16 protein-coding genes are annotated in these 19109 nt (G+C 71.6%); 10 read left to right on the top strand and 6 right to left on the bottom strand.

From position 1 onward, the window contains the following. Positions 1 to 168 precede the first annotated feature (168 nt). On the bottom strand, positions 169 to 594 hold the full coding sequence (gene arfB / locus AF1_RS01705; protein ID WP_067792830.1) for an alternative ribosome rescue aminoacyl-tRNA hydrolase ArfB: 426 nt from the start codon (positions 592 to 594) through the stop codon (positions 169 to 171). An 88-nt stretch (positions 595 to 682) separates the two neighbouring features. Between arfB and AF1_RS01710 the strand changes: the two genes are divergently transcribed. Then, positions 683 to 1507: an oxygenase MpaB family protein gene (locus tag AF1_RS01710; protein WP_067792833.1), complete on the top strand. Its 825-nt coding sequence runs from the start codon at positions 683 to 685 to the stop codon at positions 1505 to 1507. A gap of 131 nt (positions 1508 to 1638) precedes the next feature. On the opposite strand, the gene AF1_RS01715 is transcribed toward AF1_RS01710, so the two are convergent. The 4 genes from AF1_RS01715 to AF1_RS01730 form a co-directional block, all read right to left on the bottom strand. After that, a complete protein-coding gene (locus AF1_RS01715) occupies positions 1639 to 3180 on the bottom strand; it encodes a sensor histidine kinase (RefSeq protein ID WP_084262334.1) in 1542 nt (513 codons plus the stop codon). After that, entirely contained in the window at positions 3180 to 3914 is a 735-nt protein-coding gene (locus AF1_RS01720; protein WP_067792836.1) for a response regulator transcription factor, read from the bottom strand. The genes AF1_RS01715 and AF1_RS01720 overlap by 1 nt, the downstream gene beginning before the upstream one ends. An 86-nt stretch (positions 3915 to 4000) precedes the next feature. Next, positions 4001 to 4531 carry a peptide deformylase gene (gene def, locus AF1_RS01725; protein WP_067792839.1) on the bottom strand — a complete coding sequence of 177 codons (531 nt, stop codon included), beginning with the start codon at positions 4529 to 4531 and terminating at the stop codon, positions 4001 to 4003. A gap of 82 nt (positions 4532 to 4613) precedes the next feature. After that, positions 4614 to 5579, bottom strand: coding sequence for a DivIVA domain-containing protein (locus AF1_RS01730; RefSeq protein WP_067792842.1), 966 nt, complete (start codon positions 5577 to 5579; stop codon positions 4614 to 4616). A 298-nt stretch (positions 5580 to 5877) separates the two neighbouring features. Here AF1_RS01730 and AF1_RS01735 point away from each other — a divergent pair, with 298 nt between their 5' ends. The 5 genes from AF1_RS01735 (at position 5878) to AF1_RS01755 (ending at position 13000) form a co-directional block, all read left to right on the top strand. Then, positions 5878 to 6399, top strand: a complete 522-nt coding sequence (locus AF1_RS01735) for a gamma carbonic anhydrase family protein (RefSeq protein WP_067792845.1) — start codon at positions 5878 to 5880, stop codon at positions 6397 to 6399. 89 nt (positions 6400 to 6488) lie between these two features. Then, the gene (locus AF1_RS01740; protein ID WP_131732301.1) at positions 6489 to 10490 is read left to right on the top strand and encodes an AAA family ATPase; all 4002 of its coding nucleotides are present in this window, start codon (positions 6489 to 6491) and stop codon (positions 10488 to 10490) included. 167 nt (positions 10491 to 10657) lie between these two features. Further along, positions 10658 to 10855, top strand: a complete 198-nt coding sequence (locus tag AF1_RS01745) for a hypothetical protein (protein WP_306303145.1) — start codon at positions 10658 to 10660, stop codon at positions 10853 to 10855. 364 nt (positions 10856 to 11219) lie between these two features. Beyond that, positions 11220 to 11837, top strand: a complete 618-nt coding sequence (locus AF1_RS01750; protein ID WP_067792853.1) for a DUF47 domain-containing protein — start codon at positions 11220 to 11222, stop codon at positions 11835 to 11837. 137 nt (positions 11838 to 11974) lie between these two features. After that, positions 11975 to 13000, top strand: a complete 1026-nt coding sequence (locus tag AF1_RS01755; protein ID WP_407642170.1) for an inorganic phosphate transporter — start codon at positions 11975 to 11977, stop codon at positions 12998 to 13000. 108 nt (positions 13001 to 13108) lie between these two features. On the opposite strand, the gene AF1_RS01760 is transcribed toward AF1_RS01755, so the two are convergent. Continuing rightward, positions 13109 to 14794, bottom strand: coding sequence for a bifunctional metallophosphatase/5'-nucleotidase (locus tag AF1_RS01760; protein ID WP_067792856.1), 1686 nt, complete (start codon positions 14792 to 14794; stop codon positions 13109 to 13111). Positions 14795 to 14912: 118 nt separating this feature from the next. On the opposite strand from AF1_RS01760, the gene mshD reads away from it, so the two are divergent. The 4 genes from mshD (at position 14913) to pstA (ending at position 19095) form a co-directional block, all read left to right on the top strand. Beyond that, positions 14913 to 15779, top strand: coding sequence for a mycothiol synthase (gene mshD, locus AF1_RS01765; RefSeq protein WP_174548807.1), 867 nt, complete (start codon positions 14913 to 14915; stop codon positions 15777 to 15779). Positions 15780 to 16025: 246 nt separating this feature from the next. Next, positions 16026 to 17129 (top strand): phosphate ABC transporter substrate-binding protein PstS, encoded by a 1104-nt coding sequence (pstS, locus tag AF1_RS01770; protein ID WP_067792861.1) that lies wholly within the window; start codon positions 16026 to 16028, stop codon positions 17127 to 17129. An 89-nt stretch (positions 17130 to 17218) separates the two neighbouring features. Further along, positions 17219 to 18196: a phosphate ABC transporter permease subunit PstC gene (gene pstC, locus AF1_RS01775; RefSeq protein WP_067792863.1), complete on the top strand. Its 978-nt coding sequence runs from the start codon at positions 17219 to 17221 to the stop codon at positions 18194 to 18196. Then, positions 18193 to 19095 (top strand): phosphate ABC transporter permease PstA, encoded by a 903-nt coding sequence (gene pstA, locus AF1_RS01780; protein ID WP_067792866.1) that lies wholly within the window; start codon positions 18193 to 18195, stop codon positions 19093 to 19095. Before pstC ends, pstA begins: the two co-directional genes overlap by 4 nt. The last annotated feature ends 14 nt before the right edge of the window (positions 19096 to 19109 follow it).

Genomic DNA, 19109 nt, shown 5'->3' on the forward strand with positions numbered 1-19109 from the left:
TCAAGTTCCGGCACCTCCGCCGGACGGGGGGAAGCTCCATCCTCCCACACGTCGGGACTCTCCGTGTCCAAGTGATCACATAGAGCTTTGCTTTGTTGCCTGCGCGGAACCCTGTCGGACGCGGCTGCCATCCGGCGCCTGTTCGGGCGATGGCGGCTCGGGAGGGGGTCAGTCCCAGCGGGTGGAGCGTTGGCGTTTGACCGAGGAGCGGCGTTTCTTGTTCTCCAGGCGGCGCTCGTTGATTCCCCTCGGGACCTTCTTGGGGATGCGCTTCTTCGGGGGCGGGGCCGTCGCCTCGGCGAGGAGCGTCGCCAGGCGGGTGCGGGCGGCGTCCCGGTTGCGCTGCTGGGAGCGGTACTCCTCCGCGCGGATCGTGAGGACGCCGCGGACGAGGCGGCCGGCGAGACGGTCCAGGGCGCGGGCTCGGAGGGGTTCGGGGAGGGACGGGGAGTTCGCGACGTCGAAGGAGAGTTCGGCGGCGGTGGCGCTGGTGTTGACGTGCTGCCCGCCCGGGCCCGAGGAGCGGGAGAAACGCCAGCTGAGCTCGGACTCGGGGATGGAGACCGAGCCGCGGACGTGGATCTGGCCGGGCATGTCCCCATTGTCGCAGGCAGGTGTGATCTTGTCGCTCGATTAACACCCCACTGGTGACAACTGCAAGTACTTACTTACAATGATCGGCATGACCGAAGGACTCTTCCGGGACGGCGACCTCATCCGCGTCATCGCGCAGGAGGGCGCGCTCATCGCGGCGGGCGGGGCGGCCTCGCTGCTGCAGACGGCGCATCCCAAGGTGGCGCAGGGCGTGTACGACCACAGCTACACGGCGGACGATCCGCTCCGGCGCCTGCGCAACACGATGGGGTGGCTCTACACGGTGCAGTTCGGGACGCGGGAGGAGGCCGAGACCCTCAGCGCGCTCGTCACGAAGGGACATGAGGCCATCACCGGACCCGGCTACGAGGCCAACGATCCCGAGTTGCAGGTGTGGGTCGCGTCCACGCTGTTCGCGGTGGCGACGCAGTTCTACCAGTTGCTGTTCCGCCGGACGTTCACCGAGGCCGAGCTTGCGGAGTTCTACGGGCAGAGCAAGGTCTACGCGACCATCCTGGGCTGCCCCGAGGAGCGGATGCCGGGGACCTACCGGGAGTTCCGCGCGTACTACGCGGACATGCTCAACGGCCTGGAGATCAGCGACGCGTCGCGGGCGATCGCGGCGCGGGTGCTGCGCCCGAAGCTGCCCGGCGGGCCGCTGCACGCACCCGGTCTGATGGCGATCCGGCTGCTCACGGCGGGGCTGACGCCGCCGCCGATCCGCGAGCAGTACGGGTGGAAGTGGGACGCGGGACGGGAGCGGCGGTTCCGGCTTCTCATCGCCGCGCTGGCCCTGGTGTATCCGCGGCTGCCGGTGCGGGTCCGGACGCTGCCGAGGGAGTACTACCTGCACTCGACGCGGCAGACGCTGGCCAAGATGAAGCGGAAGCCCGCGATCGGGGTGCGGAGCTGAACGGCCGCGTGACCCGTGGAAGGGCCACGCGGCGAAGCTGGCCAGGGCGCGGGCTCCCGGTTTCCGTCGAAACCGGGGCGCGCCCTGTACGACCACCTAAGCGCACTTTCCTGAACGTTTCCTGAATGCCGCTAGTCCTCGTCCATGGGGAGGACGACCCTGAACGTCGCCCCGCCGCCCGGAGCGGAGCCGGCCTCCACGAGCCCGTCGTGCGCGGCGACGATCGCGGCGACGATCGCGAGGCCGAGGCCGGTGCCGCCGTAGTCGCGGGAGCGGGCCTTGTCCGCCCGGTAGAACCGCTCGAAGACGCGTTCTGCCTGCTCAAGGGAGAGGCCGGGCCCCTCGTCCGCGACCGCGACGACCGCCGCCGGGGCGCCGCGCAGCGTGCCGGGGGCGAGCCGCACCTCGACCGGCGTGCCCCGCGGGGTGTGCGCGATCGCGTTGTTCAGCAGGTTGCCGATCACCTGGCGCAGCCGCGGTTCGTCCCCCCGCACCTGGTACGCCAGCCCTCCCTCGACCGAAAGGTCCATCTTGCGTTCGGGTGCAAGAACTCTCGCCTCCTGGACGGAGTCGGCCGCGACGGCGAGCAGATCGACCGGGCGCCGCTCGAACGGGCGCTGCCGGTCCAGCCGGGCGAGCAGCAGCAGGTCCTCCACGAGCAGCCCCATCCGGGACGCGGCCTCCTCGATGCGGCCGATCAGCCGGTCCAGTTCCGCCGGGCCGCGGGCCGCGCCCTGCCGGTAGAACTCGGCGAAACCGCGGATCGCGGTCAGCGGGGTGCGCAGCTCGTGGCCGGCGTCCGCGACGAACCGCCGCATCCGCTCCTCCGACCGCAGCGCCCTCTCCTGGGACCGCCGCGCCGCCGCCTCCGACTCGGCGCGGGCCCGGAACGCCGCCTCGATCTGCCCGAGCATCGTGTTCAGCGACCGGCCGAGCCTGCCCATCTCCGTTCGCGGATCACCTTCCGGGACACGCCGGGACAGGTCACCGGCCGCGATCGCGCCCGCGGTCTCCTCGACGGCCGCGAGCGGACGCAGGCTCGCCCGCACGACCCACACCCCCAGCGCGGCCAGCACGGCCAGCACCAGCAGCCCCACGGTGGTGTCGATCACCACGAGCCGCCGGACGGTGCGGTCCACCTCGTCCAGGCTGAACGCCAGGATGAGTACGCCGCCGGGCAGCGGCTCGGCCAGGATGCGCCATTGTGAGCCGCGTGTTCCGGATACGGTGACCGGGCGGCCGATGTACTTGTTCAGGTTTGCCGGGAGTCGTGGACGGCCGGTCTCTCCCCATGCCGGGTTCTGGCCGAGTGCTCGTCCGTCGTCGGTGCGGACCTGCCCGTACATCTCGCTGGGGATGCGCACGACGATGTTGTCCTCGCCGCGCCGCAGTTGCGGGGCGGCCTGGCCGATCGCCCGTTCCACCGAGCCGCGCAGCTGGTCGTCGGTCCGCCCGATCAGGTACTGGCGCAGGACGGACGCGCCCGCCGCGCTCATCACCGTCATCCCGAGCGTGACCAGGACGAGCATGCCCGCGATCAGCTTGAGGCGCAGCGACGTCCGTCCCCATGACTGCGCCAGGGCGCGGCGCGGCGAGCGGGAGGGGCCGCGGGTGCCGGCCCGTTCCGGCGTCTCCGGCCGGGCCTGGGCGGACACCGGGACGCGGGTTTCCATCAGCCCGATCTCGACGGCTCACGCAGGACGTAACCCACGCCGCGCAGCGTGTGGATGAGGCGCGGCTCGGAATTGTCGACCTTGCGGCGCAGTGCGGACACGTACGACTCGACGATGCCCGCGTCGCCGCGGAAGTCGTAGTTCCACACGTGGTCGAGGATCTGCGCCTTGGACAGGACCCGCCCCGCGTTGGCCATGAAGTAGCGCAGCAGCTTGAACTCGGTCGGCGACAGCTGGATCGCGCGCCCGCCGCGCCACACCTCGTGGCTGTCCTCGTCCAGTTCCACGTCCGCGAACACCATGCGCGGCGGGGGATCGGTCACGCCGCCGCGGAACCGGCGCAGCACCGCGCGGATCCGGGCGATGACCTCCTCCAGGCTGAACGGCTTGGTGACGTAGTCGTCGCCGCCGATCGTCAGCCCCTTGATCCTGTCCTGCACGGCGTCCCGCGCGGTCAGGAACAGCACGGGCGTGTGGTCGCCGCCGGACCGCAGCCGCCGCGCGACGTCGAACCCGTCGATGTCGGGCAGCATCACGTCGAGGACGATCAGGTCCGGGCGGTGCCGCCGCGCCGACCGCACCGCGTCCGCCCCGTTGGTGGCCGTGATCACGTCGAACCCGGTGAAGCGCAGGCTGCCGGCGAGAAGCTCCAGGATGTTGGGCTCGTCCTCGACGACGAGAAGGGTCGCCTCCGCCGTCGCCCTGCCGCCGCTGTTCGCCGTCCGTTCAGGCAATTGCACAGTCCCCCTCCGCATTGTCGCAGAGGATCCCATTCCAACCTGAACGCCCCCTGAAAGCCCAGGGAGGCGTAGGGGCGGGCCTACCGGCGGAGGCCGCGGATCGCCCGCATGGCCTCCCGCCGGGCATCACCGGACAGGACGTCGACGTAAACGCGGCCGTCCAGGTGGCCGCACTCGTGCTGCAGGCAGCGGGCGAAGTACCCGGTGCCCTCCACGCGGACGGGCCCGCCCTTCATGTCCACGCCCTCGACGACGGCGTGCGCGTAGCGCGGCGTCTCGAACCGCAGGCCCGGCAGGGACAGGCAGCCTTCCGACTCGACCAGCCGCTCGCCGTCGGCCACCACCAGTTCCGGGTTGACGACATGACCGATGTGGCGGCGTCCCCTGTCGTCCTCGCAGTCGTACACGAACACCCGCAGGCCGACCCCGATCTGGTTGGCGGCCAGCCCGGCGCCGTTCTCCTCGTACATGGTGACGAACATGTCGTCGACGAGCCGCTCCAGGGACGCGTCGAACGTCCGGACCGGATCGCACTCGGTCCGCAGCACCGGATCCCCGAGAGACCTGACCGGCCGGACGTTCCCACGCCGCGAATGGCTCCGCTTCCTCACGCGAAGATCCTAAGCGCCCCCGAGGAACCGCCTGCCCCCGCCCGCGCGACGGAGTGCCCAGGGGTCGCCCCCTGGGCACTTCCTACAGTTCGATGGGGCCGCGCGATTGCTGGGGCGGGACCGGCGGCTGGGGCGGGGTGTGGTCCTCGGCCGGCCGGGCGGGCTTGGCCTGCGGCGGGGCGGGCGTTTCGGTGGCCGGGGGCTCGGGCTTCTTCATCGACGGTGCGGGTGCGGCCTGCGGTGCGGTGGCCGGGGCCGGAGCCGGGGCCGGGGCCGGCTTGGGCGCCGGGGCGGGCTTGGGGGCCGCGGCCGGCATCGGCTTGGCGGCGGACGCCTGCTTGCGGGGAGTGCTCTGGCGGACGGCGTCCTCGACCATCTTCTCCAGCGGGCCCGCCTCGTTCTCGGCGGTGAGCAGCCGGTGCAGGGTGTCGCTGATCTCGGTGAGGCGCTGCAGGGCCTGGGTGTGGTTCTTGGTGAGCGCGGTGAGCCGCTGCGTGGCGCCCTCGTTGATCACGCTGGCGCGGCGTTCGGACGCGGTGAGGGTGCGCTCGGCCTCCAGCCGCGCGCTCGTCACCGTCTGCTCGGCCTCCTGCTTGGCCGACGACAGGACGCCCTCCGACTCCTTCTTGGCGGACGCGAGCACGTGCTCGGCCTTCTCCTGCGCCTGCGCGAGGTTCTTGTCGGCGTGCGCGCGGGCCTCGTCGATGATCCGCTTGGACTCCCGCTCGGCGTCCTCGCGGATCTCCGCCCCCTTGGACTCGGCCTGGGCGACCTTGTCCTGGGCCTCGTCCTCGGCGAGGTTGATGATCTGCCGGAGGCGGTCGCTGAGGTCGTCGCCGGTGGGCTTGCGCGCCTCCCTGAGCTCGGCCATCTCGCGGCGGATGCGCTCGGCGTCGTCCTGGGCACGGGCGAGCCGCGCCTCCAGTTCGCGGTGCTTCTGCTGGGCGCGGGCGATGTAGTCGTCGACCTGGCGGCGGTTGTAGCCGCGCATGACGATCTCGAAGGACTCTTCTTGGAGGAGATTCGGCAGGATCTCTTCGTTGCTCATGGTGCCTTGGGGGGTCGTTGGCGGGGGTCATCACCCCGTCAGGGTCGGACGCGATAGCAGCCACACCCGCCTGAGCGGGCCCACATGGAAACGTCAGGACGACTCTCGTCCGGTCCACCCCGTTCGTGCAACCGGAACGCGCTTCTTGCTGCCGTTTCTTCATCTGGATGGAGTCGCCAAACTATCTAATCCCGGCAGAATCCGCGCCCCTCGCGGGATGGTGTGTCGGGCCGGAACCGGACCCGCGGGGCCGGGGCGCCGTCCAGGACGGGGCGGGACGCGTCCTAGCATCGGCGCCATGAGCTACCTGGGAGCATTGGGTGAGGACCGGCCGAAGATCCACCCCGAGGCGTGGGTCGCGCCGGGTGCGGTCGTGGTCGGGCGGGTGACGCTGGGCCGCGCGTCCAGCGTCTGGTACGGCTCGGTGCTGCGCGGCGACGACGAGGAGATCGTGGTCGGCGACGAGTGCAACATCCAGGACCTCAGCTGCCTGCACGCCGACCCGGGCATGCCCGCGGTCCTGGAGGACCGCGTCAGCCTGGGCCACAAGGCGATGGTGCACGGCGCGCACGTCGAGACCGGCGCGCTCATCGGCATCGGCGCGATCGTGCTGAACGGCGCCCGCATCGGGTCCGGGACGCTGATCGCCGCCGGCGCGCTGGTGCCGCCCGGCAAGACGATCCCGGCCGGGGTGCTCGTCGCCGGGACGCCGGGCAAGATCGTCCGGGAGCTGAACGACGGCGACCGGCTCGTGCTGGAGCACACGCCCGCGGTCTACATGGAGAAGGCCGAGCGGCACCGCGCCGCCGAGTGGCGGTGATGTCAAGGCCGGTTCATCCTCCCGCTGACCTGGAGTGACACTGACACTGCGCCGGTCAGGGGCACCCCGCGCGGTTTCTGCTGACTACGATGACCCTCGTGGTGTGGGGACCGGGCTATGGCAGTGCTCCGCCGCCCAGCCCGCAGCGGGGGCAGGATCCGTTCACGGAGGCGGAGCGGGACACACGGGCGATGGTGGCCGCCGCGTGGTGGCCGTCGGCGCCTCCGCAGCAGCGCCACCACGCCATCGGCGGCCGCATGCTCGTGCTGCCGGACGGTACGTGGTGGCTGTTCGGCGCGTGGGCCCGCTGGTACCGGCTGCACCCGTCCGACGGGCAGTGGTACCTGTGCCCGCCGCCCCGCACGCCCGCCGTCCGGATGGCGGCGAGGCCCGCGCAGCAGGGGGCGGGGCGGACACCGGCGCTGCCGCCGCATGTGATCCCGGCGGGGCCCGACTTCGCCTACGACCCGCCGTCGGGGCTGCCGTTCGTCGGGCACGGGTTCGCGACCGAGTTGACCTCGCGCGTCCGGTCGACCCTGGAGTCCGCCGCCACGCTGCCCGCGTCCGATCATCCGCACTGGTGGCCCGACTTCACCGGCGAGACGCCGTCCACGGTCGTCGCCGCCTGGGGCGTGATGCTGTGGTGCTCGGCCGCCCCCGTGTTCGACGCGCGCCTGGACGCGCAGATGCTCGACCTCTGGAAGCCCTACCGCGCCAAACCCCTCCCGGATGTGGACGGCCCCCGGTGGCTCACCCCGCCCACGCTGGAGTCGCTCGTCGCGCTCTACGCCGAACGCCTGCGGGCGAGCCGGGTGGACGCGGCGGTCGTCGTCCTGCGGACGATGTGGGCCGTCGCCAGCGCGCTCCGCGAGGACGTCCGGTTCCAGATCCGGGCGGACGCGCTGCTCGCCATTCTCGGCACCACGCTCGCGAATCCGACCGTCGACTATGGGGCGCTGCCCTACGGGGATCAGGCGATCGTCCAGCAGTGGCTTACCCGGTGCCCACCGAACCTGGTCCCGTCGCTGAGGAACGAGAGTTCGCCCGGGGACAACTTCAGGCACGCCTTCTACACGCTCAGCGAGCTGATAGCCGACCTCTCCGGCGACCCCGCAGACCCGGCCTATCTGGAGCCTCGCCTGGTGGCCGCCGCGCTGCTCGCCGCCGATCTGAACGTCGTCCGTAAGGACATGGTGGGCACCATCGTCCCTTGGCTGGACCCGGAGATCCGCTACACGGTGCAGGCGGTGGCGGAGCAGAAGGGGCATCCGCTGCGCCGCCTCTGGCCGGAGGACATGCGGCTCCCGCAGCCGCTGCGGTCGGCGGCCGGGTCCGGGCCGGGCGCCGAGTCGCTGCTGGCCGCGATGTACGAGGTCGATCTGGCCTGGTGCCGGCTCGGCGGGATGCCCGCGCGGCCGCGCGGCTTCCCCGTCCCGACCGCGATCATCGCCGGGATCATCGGCCGCGGCCGGGCCCGTGCCACGGCCGCGGCCACGATGTCCACGCCACCGCCCAACCCGGTGCCCGCGCGGCCGTCGCCGTTCCCCCTGCAGAGCCAGCCGGGCATCGCCCCGGGGACGCCTCCGCAGCCCCAGGGGACGCCGTCCGAGCCGGACCGCCCGTTCGTCCAGCCGCCCGCGCAGCACGAGCGGGAGCCCGGACGGGAGAACCCGCCCGCCGCCCAGAACCAGATGGCCGGTCCCGGCCAGCAGGCCGCGTTCGCCCCGCCGGACCCGGTGATCAGCGCATCGTCCGGGGGCGAGCGGGACGAGTCGAGCGTCGCCCCGCCCTACACCGAACTGGGTTTCCAGCGTCCCGCCGCCGCGCCGGTGCAGGGCCCGATGCAGGGCCCGATGCAGGGCCCGGCGCAGCCCCCGCCCGAGCCGGCCCAGGCGAGTCACGCGCCGGCTTCCGAGCGGCTCGGCGGCTACTCGCCGCCGGAGGAGGAGCGGGACGAGGACTTCGTGCCGCCGTACACGCAGCTGGGCTACCAGCCCGCGGGCACCGCCCCGCCGGCCCAGCCCCCGGCCCGGACCCCGGCTGCACCTCCGACTCCGGCTGCACCTCCGACTCCGGCCGCGTCCCCGACTCCGGCCGCGTCCCCGACCCCGGCGGCGCCGCCCGAGCCGCAGCCCACCACGTTCGACGCGTACGCGACCCGCGTGGAGGGCTCGCACCGGGCCGCACCCGTCCCGGCCGGGCAGCCCCCGCGGCAGGACCAGCCGCCCGGCACGCGCATCCTCGGCCCCGGCGACCTCGACGAGGACGGCACCCTCCCCGACGGCCCGGCTCCCGACGGCCCGGACGGGCCCCCGCCGCCCGTTCCGGGCGCGGGCCCGGGGACGAAGGTCATGTCCAAGACGATGGTCGGCGACTTCGACTTCCTGGACGACACGCCGTCCCCGGAACGTCCCGTCGAGGAGATCCCGCCGCCCAGCGACCGCAGCACCCGCCGCGTCCTGGAGCGGTTCGGGTTCGGGTTCGTCTACGGGGAGCACGACGCGTCCGTCCTGCTGGCGGACGTCCGCGCGCAGGCCGGGGAGTGGAACGCCCCGGCCGGCGAGGAGATCGAGCGGACCCGGGTGGACGGCGCGCCCAGCGCGATCAAGTCCGGCCTCCCCGGCGTGCTGCTGGTCGGCGACCCGCACTCGGGGCAGCGCCGGCTGTCCCGGATGATCGCGCTGACGCTGGCGAACGCCGGCCTCGGCGACGGGACGATCCGGGCGCACGACGCCGACGACGTCCGCGACGCGCCGCCGGAGCGGATCGGGCACCTTCTCGCCCAGCCGGGCCCCGTGATCCTGTTCGAGCGGCTGGACGTGGCGATCGCGGACGCCGCCGATCCGGGCGCCGTCGTCGGCGCGGTGCGCCGTGCCCGCCGCGACCCGGTGAACACCACGCCGGTGATCGCGACGTGTGAGCCGCGCGCGTACAAGCGGCTGCTGCGGGAGCATCCGAAGCTCGTGCAGGCGTTCCGCGTCCACCGGCTCCCGGACTTCGGCGACCTCGACAACCGGATGACGCTGCTGCACCTGCTGGCAGACGAGCGGCGCGTCACGATCGGCGCGTCGGCGCTGGAGGTGGCCAGGGCGGACCTGGAACGGCTCCGCGGCCCGGGTGACCTGGTCAACGCGCGCCTGGTCGAGGCGTACCTGGACCAGGCGGCCCAGCGGAACATGGAGCGCGCCGGGGCGTCCCACGACCGGCTGGTGCTCACCCCGGACGATCTCGCGGGCGTCGCGGAGGGCATCGAGCCGGCGCTGCGCCCGCCCGGCGACATCGACGGCTACCTGCGGCGGCTCGACCAGCTCACCGGGCTGGAGGACGTCAAGGAGGCCGTGCGGGAGCTGGCCGAGGAGGCGGCGCTCGCCGCCGACCGGGCCCGGTACGGGATGTCCGGCCAGGACGTCCGCCACCTGGTCTTCACCGGCCCGCCCGGCACCGGGAAGACGACCGTGGCGGGGCTCGTCGGCGGCATCTACGCGGCGCTGGGGGTGCTTCAGTCCGGCCATGTGGTGGCGTGCCGTCCCGTCCATCTGGCGGGACGCGACCAGGCCGACACCCGGCATCGGGTCGGGGGCATGGTCGACCAGGCGCTCGGCGGGGTGCTGCTCATCCAGGAGGCGTACCGGCTCGACCGGGCCCCGGCCGTGGTGGGCGAACTGCTCCGCCGGATGAACCAGAGCGGCGCCCGTTTCATCGTGGTCTGTTCGGGCCCGGCGGCGGAGATGGAGGGGTTCCTCGCGGGCAATCCGGCGTTCCGCGCCGAGTTCGGCCGCGTCCTGGAGTTCACCGGGATGGGCGACCGCGACATGGTGCGGCTCTTCCAGAGCTACGCCGAACGCGACCTCTACATGCTGGACGAGGAACTGCGCGTCGAACTCCTGTCCCGGCTGGGGCAGATGCGCGAGGACCCGCGGTTCGCCTACGCGCGGACCGTCCGGGCGCTGTTCGAGCAGACGGTGGCGCGGCAGGCGGCCCGGCTGGCGGGCGCCGACGTCAACGCCGCGGCCGTGGCCCGGCTGACCGCCCGGGACCTGCCGGAGACACCGCTGGAGCAACTGCTCGGCGACTTCCGGTCCGGGGGCTGAGCGTCCCGGCCGTCCAGATTCGTCGCTGTTCGCCTGGTACATGTGCGTCAGCTGGGCATCACCCGGGAAGACCAGTGGCCAAGGTGGTCCGCGAATGGCCCTCTTGGGTCATGCGCCCGCCCGAGCCGTACGCGTAGCCTCGACTCGGGTGTGGGGAACGAACGGAGGTGGACGCGGTGCGCCGGAATCTCGATCTGCGCGTCCACGACCGTGTTGCGCTGGACGAGATCGAACTCTATGCCGAGATGCTCAGCGCGGTGGCGGCGGCGAAGCGGCCGCTGACCGTCGCGGAAATCGACATGGTGCTCGGGGTACGTTCCGACGGAGCCGGTCGTCGCGAGCTGACATCCCACGACCGGACGTAGTTCCGGGGCCTGGGGGCGTATTCCCCCAGGCCGGACGCGGCTTGCAGGTGCCGGGGACGCCGATTCGAGGCGTCCCCGGTTCGTCGTCTCAGGCCCCGGCCCGGCCCGGACGACCACGTTCGGGAGTGTGAGCAATCTCACTTCCGCTCACCGCGGCCCGCGCGGACGGCCGCCGCACAAGCCCTGAAACGGCGGACGTTCCTCCAGATAGACCGCCATGCGAGGGGTATGCACCTGGTGATCTAGGGCAGGCTGATAGGTGAGAGGATGGGTGACACCAGTCGAAGCTGGGGCAAAGGTTCTTTTTACGGCGGGTAGCGCCTACGATCCTCTGCGGACTGTTCCGGCACATCAGGAGAACGACGTGCGCTTGCGTCTCACGCCGCGTGAGGACAGTTTCTACGACATGTTCGCCGACTCGGCGAACAACCTGGTCACCGGCGCCAGGCTGCTCGTGGAACTCATCAGCGACGGCGCCGACCGCGCGGCGATCGCGGAGAAGATGCGCGCCTGCGAGCATGCGGGCGACGAATGCACCCATGCGATCATGCGCCGGTTGAACGAAACGTTCATCACGCCCTTCGACCGGGAGGACATCTACCAGCTCGCCTCCTCGCTCGACGACGTGATGGACGAGATGGAGGAGGCAGCCGACCTCGTCGTCCTCTACAAGATCGAAGAGTTCCCCAAAGGCATCGTCCACATGGTGGAAGTGCTGGAGCGCGCCGCCGAGCTGACCGCCGAGGCCATGCCGAGGCTGCGCTCGATGAAGGAGCTCAACGAGTACTGGATCGAGATCAACCGGCTTGAGAACCAGGGAGACCAGGCCTACCGGAAGCTGCTGGCGCACCTGTTCAGCGGCGAGTACGACACGCTGACCGTGCTGAAGCTGAAGCAGGTCATCGACCGGCTGGAGGACGCGGCCGACGCGTTCGAGCACGTCGCCAACACGGTCGAGACCATAGCGGTCAAGGAATCATGAGCACGGCCGAAAAGCCCGGCGGGACCCTCGCCCAGGATCCGTCCCAGGAGGAGGATGCCGCCTCCCTCGGCGAGCAGGCCACGCGCCGTGTCTCCGGCCGCGCGTGGCTGCTGCTGCTCGCCGGTGTCGCACTGGTCATGCTGGCGGGCGCGCTCGGGCTCCGGACAGACGCGCAGATGGCCGTCCTCGTCCTGGTGGTCATCGTCGCGCTCGTCTTCGACTACACCAACGGGTTCCACGACGCGGCCAACGCCATCGCCACCGCGGTGTCCACCCGCGCGCTGACCCCGCGCGTCGCGCTCGGCATGGCCGCCGCCATGAACATGGTCGGCGCGCTGCTCGGCGTCGGCGTCGCCAAGACCGTCAGCGAGGTCATCAGCCCGCCGTCCGGCCTGCACGGGCTCACCGTGGTCGCCGCCGGCGTGCTCGGCGCGATCACCTGGAACATCATCACCTGGTACTTCGGGCTTCCGTCGTCGTCCTCGCACGCCCTGATCGGCGGGGTGGTCGGCGCCGGGCTGGCGTCGCTGTCGTCGGTGAACTGGTCCACCGTGGTCGACAAGGTCGCGATCCCGATGGTGCTGTCGCCGGTCGTCGGCTTCTGCCTCGCCTACCTGGTGATGGTCGCGATCCTGTGGATCTTCCGGCACGCCAACCCGAGCCGGGTCGGCCGCCGGTTCCGCATCGCGCAGACCATGTCCGCCGCGTCCCTCGCGCTCGGCCACGGCCTGCAGGACGCCCAGAAGACGATGGGCATCATCGTCCTCGCGCTCGTCACCACCGGGCACGCCGACGGCAGCACGGTGCCCTGGTGGGTCGTCATCGCGTGCGCGGGCGCGCTGTCCGCCGGGACGTACGCGGGCGGCTGGCGGATCATGCGGACGCTCGGCCGCAAGGTCATCGAAGTCGATCCGCCGAAGGGCTTCGCCGCCGAAGCGACGGCCTCCATCGTCCTCTACACCACCGCGTTCATCTGGCACGCTCCAATCTCCACCACCCACACGATCACTTCGGCGATCATGGGCGCCGGCGCGACGAAGCGGCTGTCGGCCGTCCGCTGGGGCGTCGCCGGCAACATCCTGATCGCCTGGGTCCTCACCATGCCCGCCGCCGCCGCGGTGGCCGCGGTCGTCTACTACCTCGTCCACTTCTTCGGGGCGTAGCCATCCAGGGGGGCGGCCCCTGAAGCTGTTGTGAGGCCGGTGTTCGTACGCGTGGCCCGGGGCGTTGGGCGCCGTTAGGCGTCCGGCGACCCGGGCCACGCTCATTTCTCACTGGCCGGAGATGCGGTTCAGCGGGGGTGGGGAGATGGTGCCCTGGGCGTTGAAGTAGGCGACCAGGGTGTCCAGGTCTATGGGGCCGAGGACCTGGTTCTTGCCTTCGGTGAAGACGGTGAAGTCGTCGCCGCCGCCGAGTAGGAAGTTGTTCGCCGCGACCTTGTAGGTGGCGGACGGGTCGAGCGGGGCGCCGTCGATCGTGATCGCGGACACGCGGTCGCCGATGGGCTTGGAGCGGTCGATGGTGAAGTGCAGGTTCGCCGACGGCTGGAGGATCTTCTCGCCCGCGGGCGTCCACTGCTGTTCGAGCAGGGCGTCGAGCTGCGCGCCGGTCAGCGACGTCACGCCCATCACGTTGCTGAACGGCTGGACGGCGAACGCCTCGCCGTAGGTGACGACGCCGTCGCCCTCCGAGCCGCTCGTCTTGTAGACCAGGTCGGTGCGGACGCCGCCGGGGTTCATCAGGGCGACCTGGGCGCCGAGGTCCTTGGTGCCGGCGAGCTGGCCGTCCGCGATGACGTCGCCGAGCGCGGTCTCACCCGCGGGGGACGGGGTCCGGGTCAGATCGGCGGTGATCTTGCCGATGGGCTTGTCGGCGATGGCGGAGACGCGGTCCTTCCAGGTCTGGACGAACTTCTCCGTCGCCGGGTCCGGCGGGACGTCCCGCGTCACGACATGGTTGTCGGCCTTCACCGAGGAGCGGACGATGTCGCCGGTGCGCCGGTCCACCTTGAGGTTCACCTCGGTGATCACGCGGCCGAAGGAGGAACCGGACGAGAACAGCCGCGGGTCGCCGTCCGGGTCCTTGACCGAGCAGATGTACTGCTGGTGCGTGTGCCCGGACAGCACCATGTCGATCTCGGGGTCGGCCTCCCGCGCGATGCGGGACCCGGCGCCGGGGACGGCGCCGCAGTCGTCCGGGCGGGTGCCGGGCCGCACCTGGTCGCCCTCGTGGACGAGCAGCACCATCGCGCGGACGTGCCGGCGCTTCAGCTCGCGGGCGGCCCGGTTCGCGGCGGCGACCTCGTCATCGAACTTCAGGCCCTTGATGCCCCCCGGTGTGACGATGCTCGGGGTGGTCTTGGTGACGACGCCGATGAACCCGACGCGGACGCCGTTGATGCGCCGGATCGTCCACGGCTTCAGGATCGGGCGTTCCGCGTGGCCGCGCTGCTTCAGCACGTTCGCCGCCAGGTAGTCGAACTTCGCGCCGCGCCACGGGCCCGCGGGGGAGCAGCCGTCGACGGGGTGGCAGCCGCCGTTCTGGATGCGCAGCAGTTCCCGGTAGCCCTCGTCGAACTCGTGGTTGCCGACCGCGGACGCCGTCACGCCGATGTCGCCCATGAACTGCACGGACGGCTCGTCGTGGTAGGCGGCGGAGAGCAGCGGCGAGGCGCCGATCAGGTCGCCCTGCGCGACGGTCAGGGTGTCGGGGTTCCGCAGTTGCCTGAGGTGGGCCGCGATGTAGGCGGCGCCCCCGGCGAGGACGGTGTCGCCGTTCTCGTCGATGGCCCTGCCCGAGCTTCCGGACGGCGGCTCCAGGTTGCCGTGGAAGTCGTTCAGGGCGAGGAGCCGTACGGACGCGGTCGGTGCGGGACGGGCGGCGGCGGGTTGCGCGGCCAGGCCCACGGCCGTCAGCCCCGCCGCGGCACAGGCCAGGATGGTGCGTCGTCGAGTCATTCTGCGGACGGTAGGTTCGCCCGGCATACGGATTCCGGCGGCGCGATGACGTTTTCGTGACAAATCGATCAGGGGCCCGGCCGATCAACACGTCCGTCCGGCTCATAGGGTGGCGAGCGTGAGTGAGCTGCGGGCGCGCGGGACGCTGGGGGAGACCGAGGCCGCGGAGGCGCTGGCGCTGGCCGAGGCGGCGGCGCGCGCCGACGGGGTGGGGCCGCTGTCCGAACATGCCGTGCTGGCGCTGCGCGGCGGCCGGTCCGGCCTGGCGATCTCCGAGAGCGGGACGATCGTGGCCTATGCGCATCTCGACCCGGCGACCGAGGAGGAGCCCGCGGCGGGGGAACTGGTCGTCCATCCGGAGCATCGGCGCCGGGGGCACGGGCGGGCCCTGCTGCGGGCGCTGAAGGACGAGGCTCAGGGCCCGCTGCGGGTCTGGGCGCACGGTGATCTCCCGGCGGCGGCCGCGCTGGCGGGTTCGGAGGGCATGGCGCGGGTTCGCGCGCTGTTCCAGCTGCGGCGCCCGGCGTCCGATCCGCTGCCGGAGCCGCGCGTCGCCGGCGGCGTGACCGTCCGCACCTTCGAGCCCGGACGTGACGAGCGGGCGTGGCTGGAGGTCAACGCCCGCGCGTTCGCCGACCATCCCGAGCAGGGCGCCTGGACGATGGACGACGTCCGCGCACGCGAAGCCGAGGACTGGTTCGACCCGGACGGGTTCTTCCTCGCCGAACGCGATGGCCGGCTCGTCGGCTTCCACTGGACGAAGGTCCACCCGGGCGACATGGGCGAGGTCTACGTCGTGGGCGTCGACCCGGCCGCGCAGGGCCTCGGCCTAGGCCGCGCTCTTACCTTGAAGGGCCTGCATCACCTGCGCGACATCGGCATGGAGCAGATCATGCTCTACGTGGACGAGTCCAACGTCGCGGCCGTCCGCCTGTACGAGTCGCTCGGCTTCACCCGGTACGCCGTGGACGTCATGTACGCCTGACCCCGGTTGAGCATGTCTCGACCGGGTGTTTAGCCGGGTGAGCCGTGCTGTTCACCCGGTGTCCACCGTAAACCGGGACATTCTTCGCGACCATCCTCAAGTTCGTTCACCTGCCGTTCACCCGGATCGGGGCGGCTGGTCACCTCGCCTGCTTAGCGTCGCATCCGACGGCGAACCCCACCCTCCGGCCGGCATGGGCCGGCGGCGCGGGCGAGCCGGCCGACGAAACTAAGAGGAGACCCTCCGGTGAAGAACGGTTCCCGACTCGCCGCCCTGGGCGGCGTGGTCGTCGCGGGAGCGCTGGCCCTGTCCGCCTGCGGGAGCGACGCCAACATGGCGGCCAGCGCGGGCAGCGCCCCGTCCGGTGACATCGACTGCGCGAAGGCCAGCGTCAACGCGGCCGGGTCCAGCGCGCAGAAGAACGCCATCGAAGAGTGGACGAAGCTCTACGCGAGCAAGTGCGCGGGCGCCAACCTGAACTACAACCCGAGCGGCTCCGGCGCCGGCATCCAGGCGTTCACCAGCGGGCAGGTGTCGTTCGCCGGTTCGGACTCGGCGCTCAAGCCCGAGGAGGCCGCCGCCGCGCGGAAGCGCTGCCAGGGGAGCGGCGCGCTGAACCTGCCGATGGTCGTCGGCCCCGTCGCGGTCGTCTACAACCTCCCGGGCGCGGACGCGCTGAAGCTGTCCCCCGAGAACATCGCCAAGATCTTCTCCGGCAAGATCACGAAGTGGAACGATCCGGCGCTCGCCCGGGAGAACGCGGGCGCCAGGCTCCCCGCCTCCGCCATCAAGCCGATCTACCGCTCGGACGAGTCCGGCACCACCGACAACTTCACGAACTACCTGAACACGGTCGCGCCGAAGATCTGGACGTGGGAGAAGGCCAAGAAGTGGCCGAACTCCACCGGCCAGGGCGCCGCCAAGTCCGACGGCGTCACCAGCCAGGTGAGGAGCACCGTGGGCGCGATCTCCTACGTGGAGATGTCGTACGCGGAGAACAACAGGCTGCAGACCGCGCACGTGAAGAACGGCGCCGGCGAGTACGTCGAACTGTCGTCGGAGAGCGCGTCCAAGGCCGTCGCGGGGGCGAAGGCCGTCGGCACCGGCAACGACGTCGCGCTGAAGATCGACTATGCGACCAAGGAGCCGGGCGCCTACCCGATCGTCCTGGTCACCTACGAGATCGTGTGTGAGAAGGGACTGCCCGCCGAGCAGGCCGGGTTCGTCAAGTCCTTCCTCACCTACACCTCCAGTGCGGACGGCCAGAAGATCCTGGCCGACCTCGGGTACGCGCCGCTGCCACCGAGCGTGCTCACCAAGGTCCAGGCGTCCGTGAAGGCCCTGTCCTGACGGCGGGCGACGGCACCCGCAGCCCCGCCGCCGAGCACCTCGGCGGCGGGGCCGACGCGGGTTCCGGCGTGATCGAAGGAGGATCCCCCATGACCACCGAGACCGGCGTCGAGGCACGCGCCGGCGCCCGGGACCGCGCCGCCGCGCCGATGAGCACCGGACGGGCCGGAGACCGGATCTTCGCCGGCGCGGCCCGCGGCGCGGGCATCACCGTGCTCGCGATCGTCGCCGCGATCGCCGCGTTCCTCGTGTGGAAGGCGATCCCGGCCCTGCGCGACAACCAGGCGAACTTCCTCACCAGCGAGGAATGGGACCCGAACGCGACGCCGCCGAGGTTCGGCATCGCCCAGCTGGCGTTCGGCACGCTGATCTCGTCGCTGCTCGCGATGCTCATCGCGACGCCGGTGGCGATCGGGATCGCGCTGTTCATCTCGTTCTACTCGCCGCGCCGGCTGGCCTCCGCCCTCGGCTACGTCGTCGACCTGCTCGCCGCGGTGCCGAGCATCGTCTACGGCCTGTGGGGGCTCGCCTTCCTGTCCAGGCACATGGAGGGCGTCAGCGCGTTCCTGAACGGCACGCTCGGCTGGATCCCGCTGTTCGGCGGCGACAGCCCCGGCAAGAACTCGATCTTCACCGCCTCGGTGGTGCTGGCGATCATGATCCTGCCGATCATCTCGTCCCTGTCCCGCGAGGTGTTCCTGCAGGTCCCGCGCGCACACGTGGAGGCGGCACTGGCGATCGGCGCCACCCGCTGGGAGATGATCCGGATGGCGGTGCTGCCGTACGGGCGGTCCGGCATGATCGGCGCCTCGATGCTGGGCCTCGGCCGCGCGATGGGCGAGACGATCGCGGTCGCGATGGTGCTGACGTTCGTGCCCGGCATCAACTGGCACATCCTGGCGGACGGCGGCGCGACGTTCGCCGCGAACATCGCCAACAGCTTCGCCGAGGCGTCCGTCACCGGACGCGGCGCGCTGATCGCCTCCGGGCTCGTGCTGTTCGTGATCACCCTGGTCGTCAACATGGCCGCCCGCGCGGTCGTCGCGCGCCGGAAGGAGTTCGCGTGACCACCCTTTCCTCCGGCACGGGCGCGGGCGGGAGCCTGGCCTCGGTCTCGCCTGCCCGCAAGCTCAAGGACCGGCTCGTCCAAGGGCTGGTCTATCTGGCGTTCGCGCTCGCGGTCGTCCCGCTGCTGTCGGTGCTGTGGACGGTCGCCGTCAACGGCGCGAAGCGGCTCGACCCCACGTTCTTCCAGTTCTCGATGAACGCGCTCAGCGGCAAGGACGCCGGAGGCGGCGCCTACCACGCCATCATCGGCACCCTGGAACAGGTCGCCATCACCACCGTGATCGCCGTCCCGCTCGCCATCCTCACCGCGATCTACCTGGTCGAGTACGCCGGCAACGGACGGCTCGGCAAGCTGATCAGCTTCACCGTGGACGTCATGACGGGCATCCCGTCGATCGTCGCGGGCCTGTTCGTGCTGGCGCTGTGGCTGCTCACGATGGGATTCGGCTTCTCCGGGTTCGCCGGTGCGCTGGCGCTGACCATCCTGATGATCCCGACGGTGGTGCGGGCCGCGGAGGAGATGCTGAAACTCGTCCCGAACGACCTGCGCGAGGCGTCCTACGCGCTCGGCGTGCCGCGCTGGCGGACGGTCTGCTTCGTCGTCCTGCCGACCGCGATGACCGGGATCATCACCGGGGTGATGCTGGCCGTCGCCCGCGTGATGGGCGAGACCGCGCCGCTGCTGCTCACGATCTTCTTCACCAAGGCGATCAACAACGACCCGTTCAACGGCCCGCAGGCGTCGCTGCCCACCTTCATCTGGGAGCAGGCCGCCGACCCCAACCAGAACTCGATCGACCGGGCCTGGACGGGCGCCCTCGTCCTGATCGGAATCATCATGCTGCTCAACCTGGTCGCCCGTCTCGTCGCCCGGCGCGCCGCGCCCGCGGGCCGGTAGAAAGGAAACACGAC

This window comes from Actinomadura formosensis NBRC 14204 (assembly GCF_001552155.1).
Lineage (GTDB): Bacteria > Actinomycetota > Actinomycetes > Streptosporangiales > Streptosporangiaceae > Spirillospora > Spirillospora formosensis.

Excerpts from the sequence above, each read along its gene's own strand:
- AF1_RS01710 (WP_067792833.1), top strand. The coding sequence starts at position 683 with ATGACCGAAGGACTCTTCCGGGACGGCGACCTCATCCGCGTCATCGCG.
- AF1_RS01740 (WP_131732301.1), top strand. The coding sequence starts at position 6,489 with ATGACCCTCGTGGTGTGGGGACCGGGCTATGGCAGTGCTCCGCCGCCC.
- AF1_RS01760 (WP_067792856.1), bottom strand. The coding sequence starts at position 14,794 with ATGACTCGACGACGCACCATCCTGGCCTGTGCCGCGGCGGGGCTGACG.
- pstC (WP_067792863.1), top strand. The coding sequence starts at position 17,219 with ATGACCACCGAGACCGGCGTCGAGGCACGCGCCGGCGCCCGGGACCGC.
- AF1_RS01735 (WP_067792845.1), top strand. The coding sequence starts at position 5,878 with ATGAGCTACCTGGGAGCATTGGGTGAGGACCGGCCGAAGATCCACCCC.
- AF1_RS01730 (WP_067792842.1), bottom strand. The coding sequence starts at position 5,579 with ATGAGCAACGAAGAGATCCTGCCGAATCTCCTCCAAGAAGAGTCCTTC.
- AF1_RS01755 (WP_407642170.1), top strand. The coding sequence starts at position 11,975 with ATGCTGGCGGGCGCGCTCGGGCTCCGGACAGACGCGCAGATGGCCGTC.
- arfB (WP_067792830.1), bottom strand. The coding sequence starts at position 594 with ATGCCCGGCCAGATCCACGTCCGCGGCTCGGTCTCCATCCCCGAGTCC.
- AF1_RS01715 (WP_084262334.1), bottom strand. The coding sequence starts at position 3,180 with ATGGAAACCCGCGTCCCGGTGTCCGCCCAGGCCCGGCCGGAGACGCCG.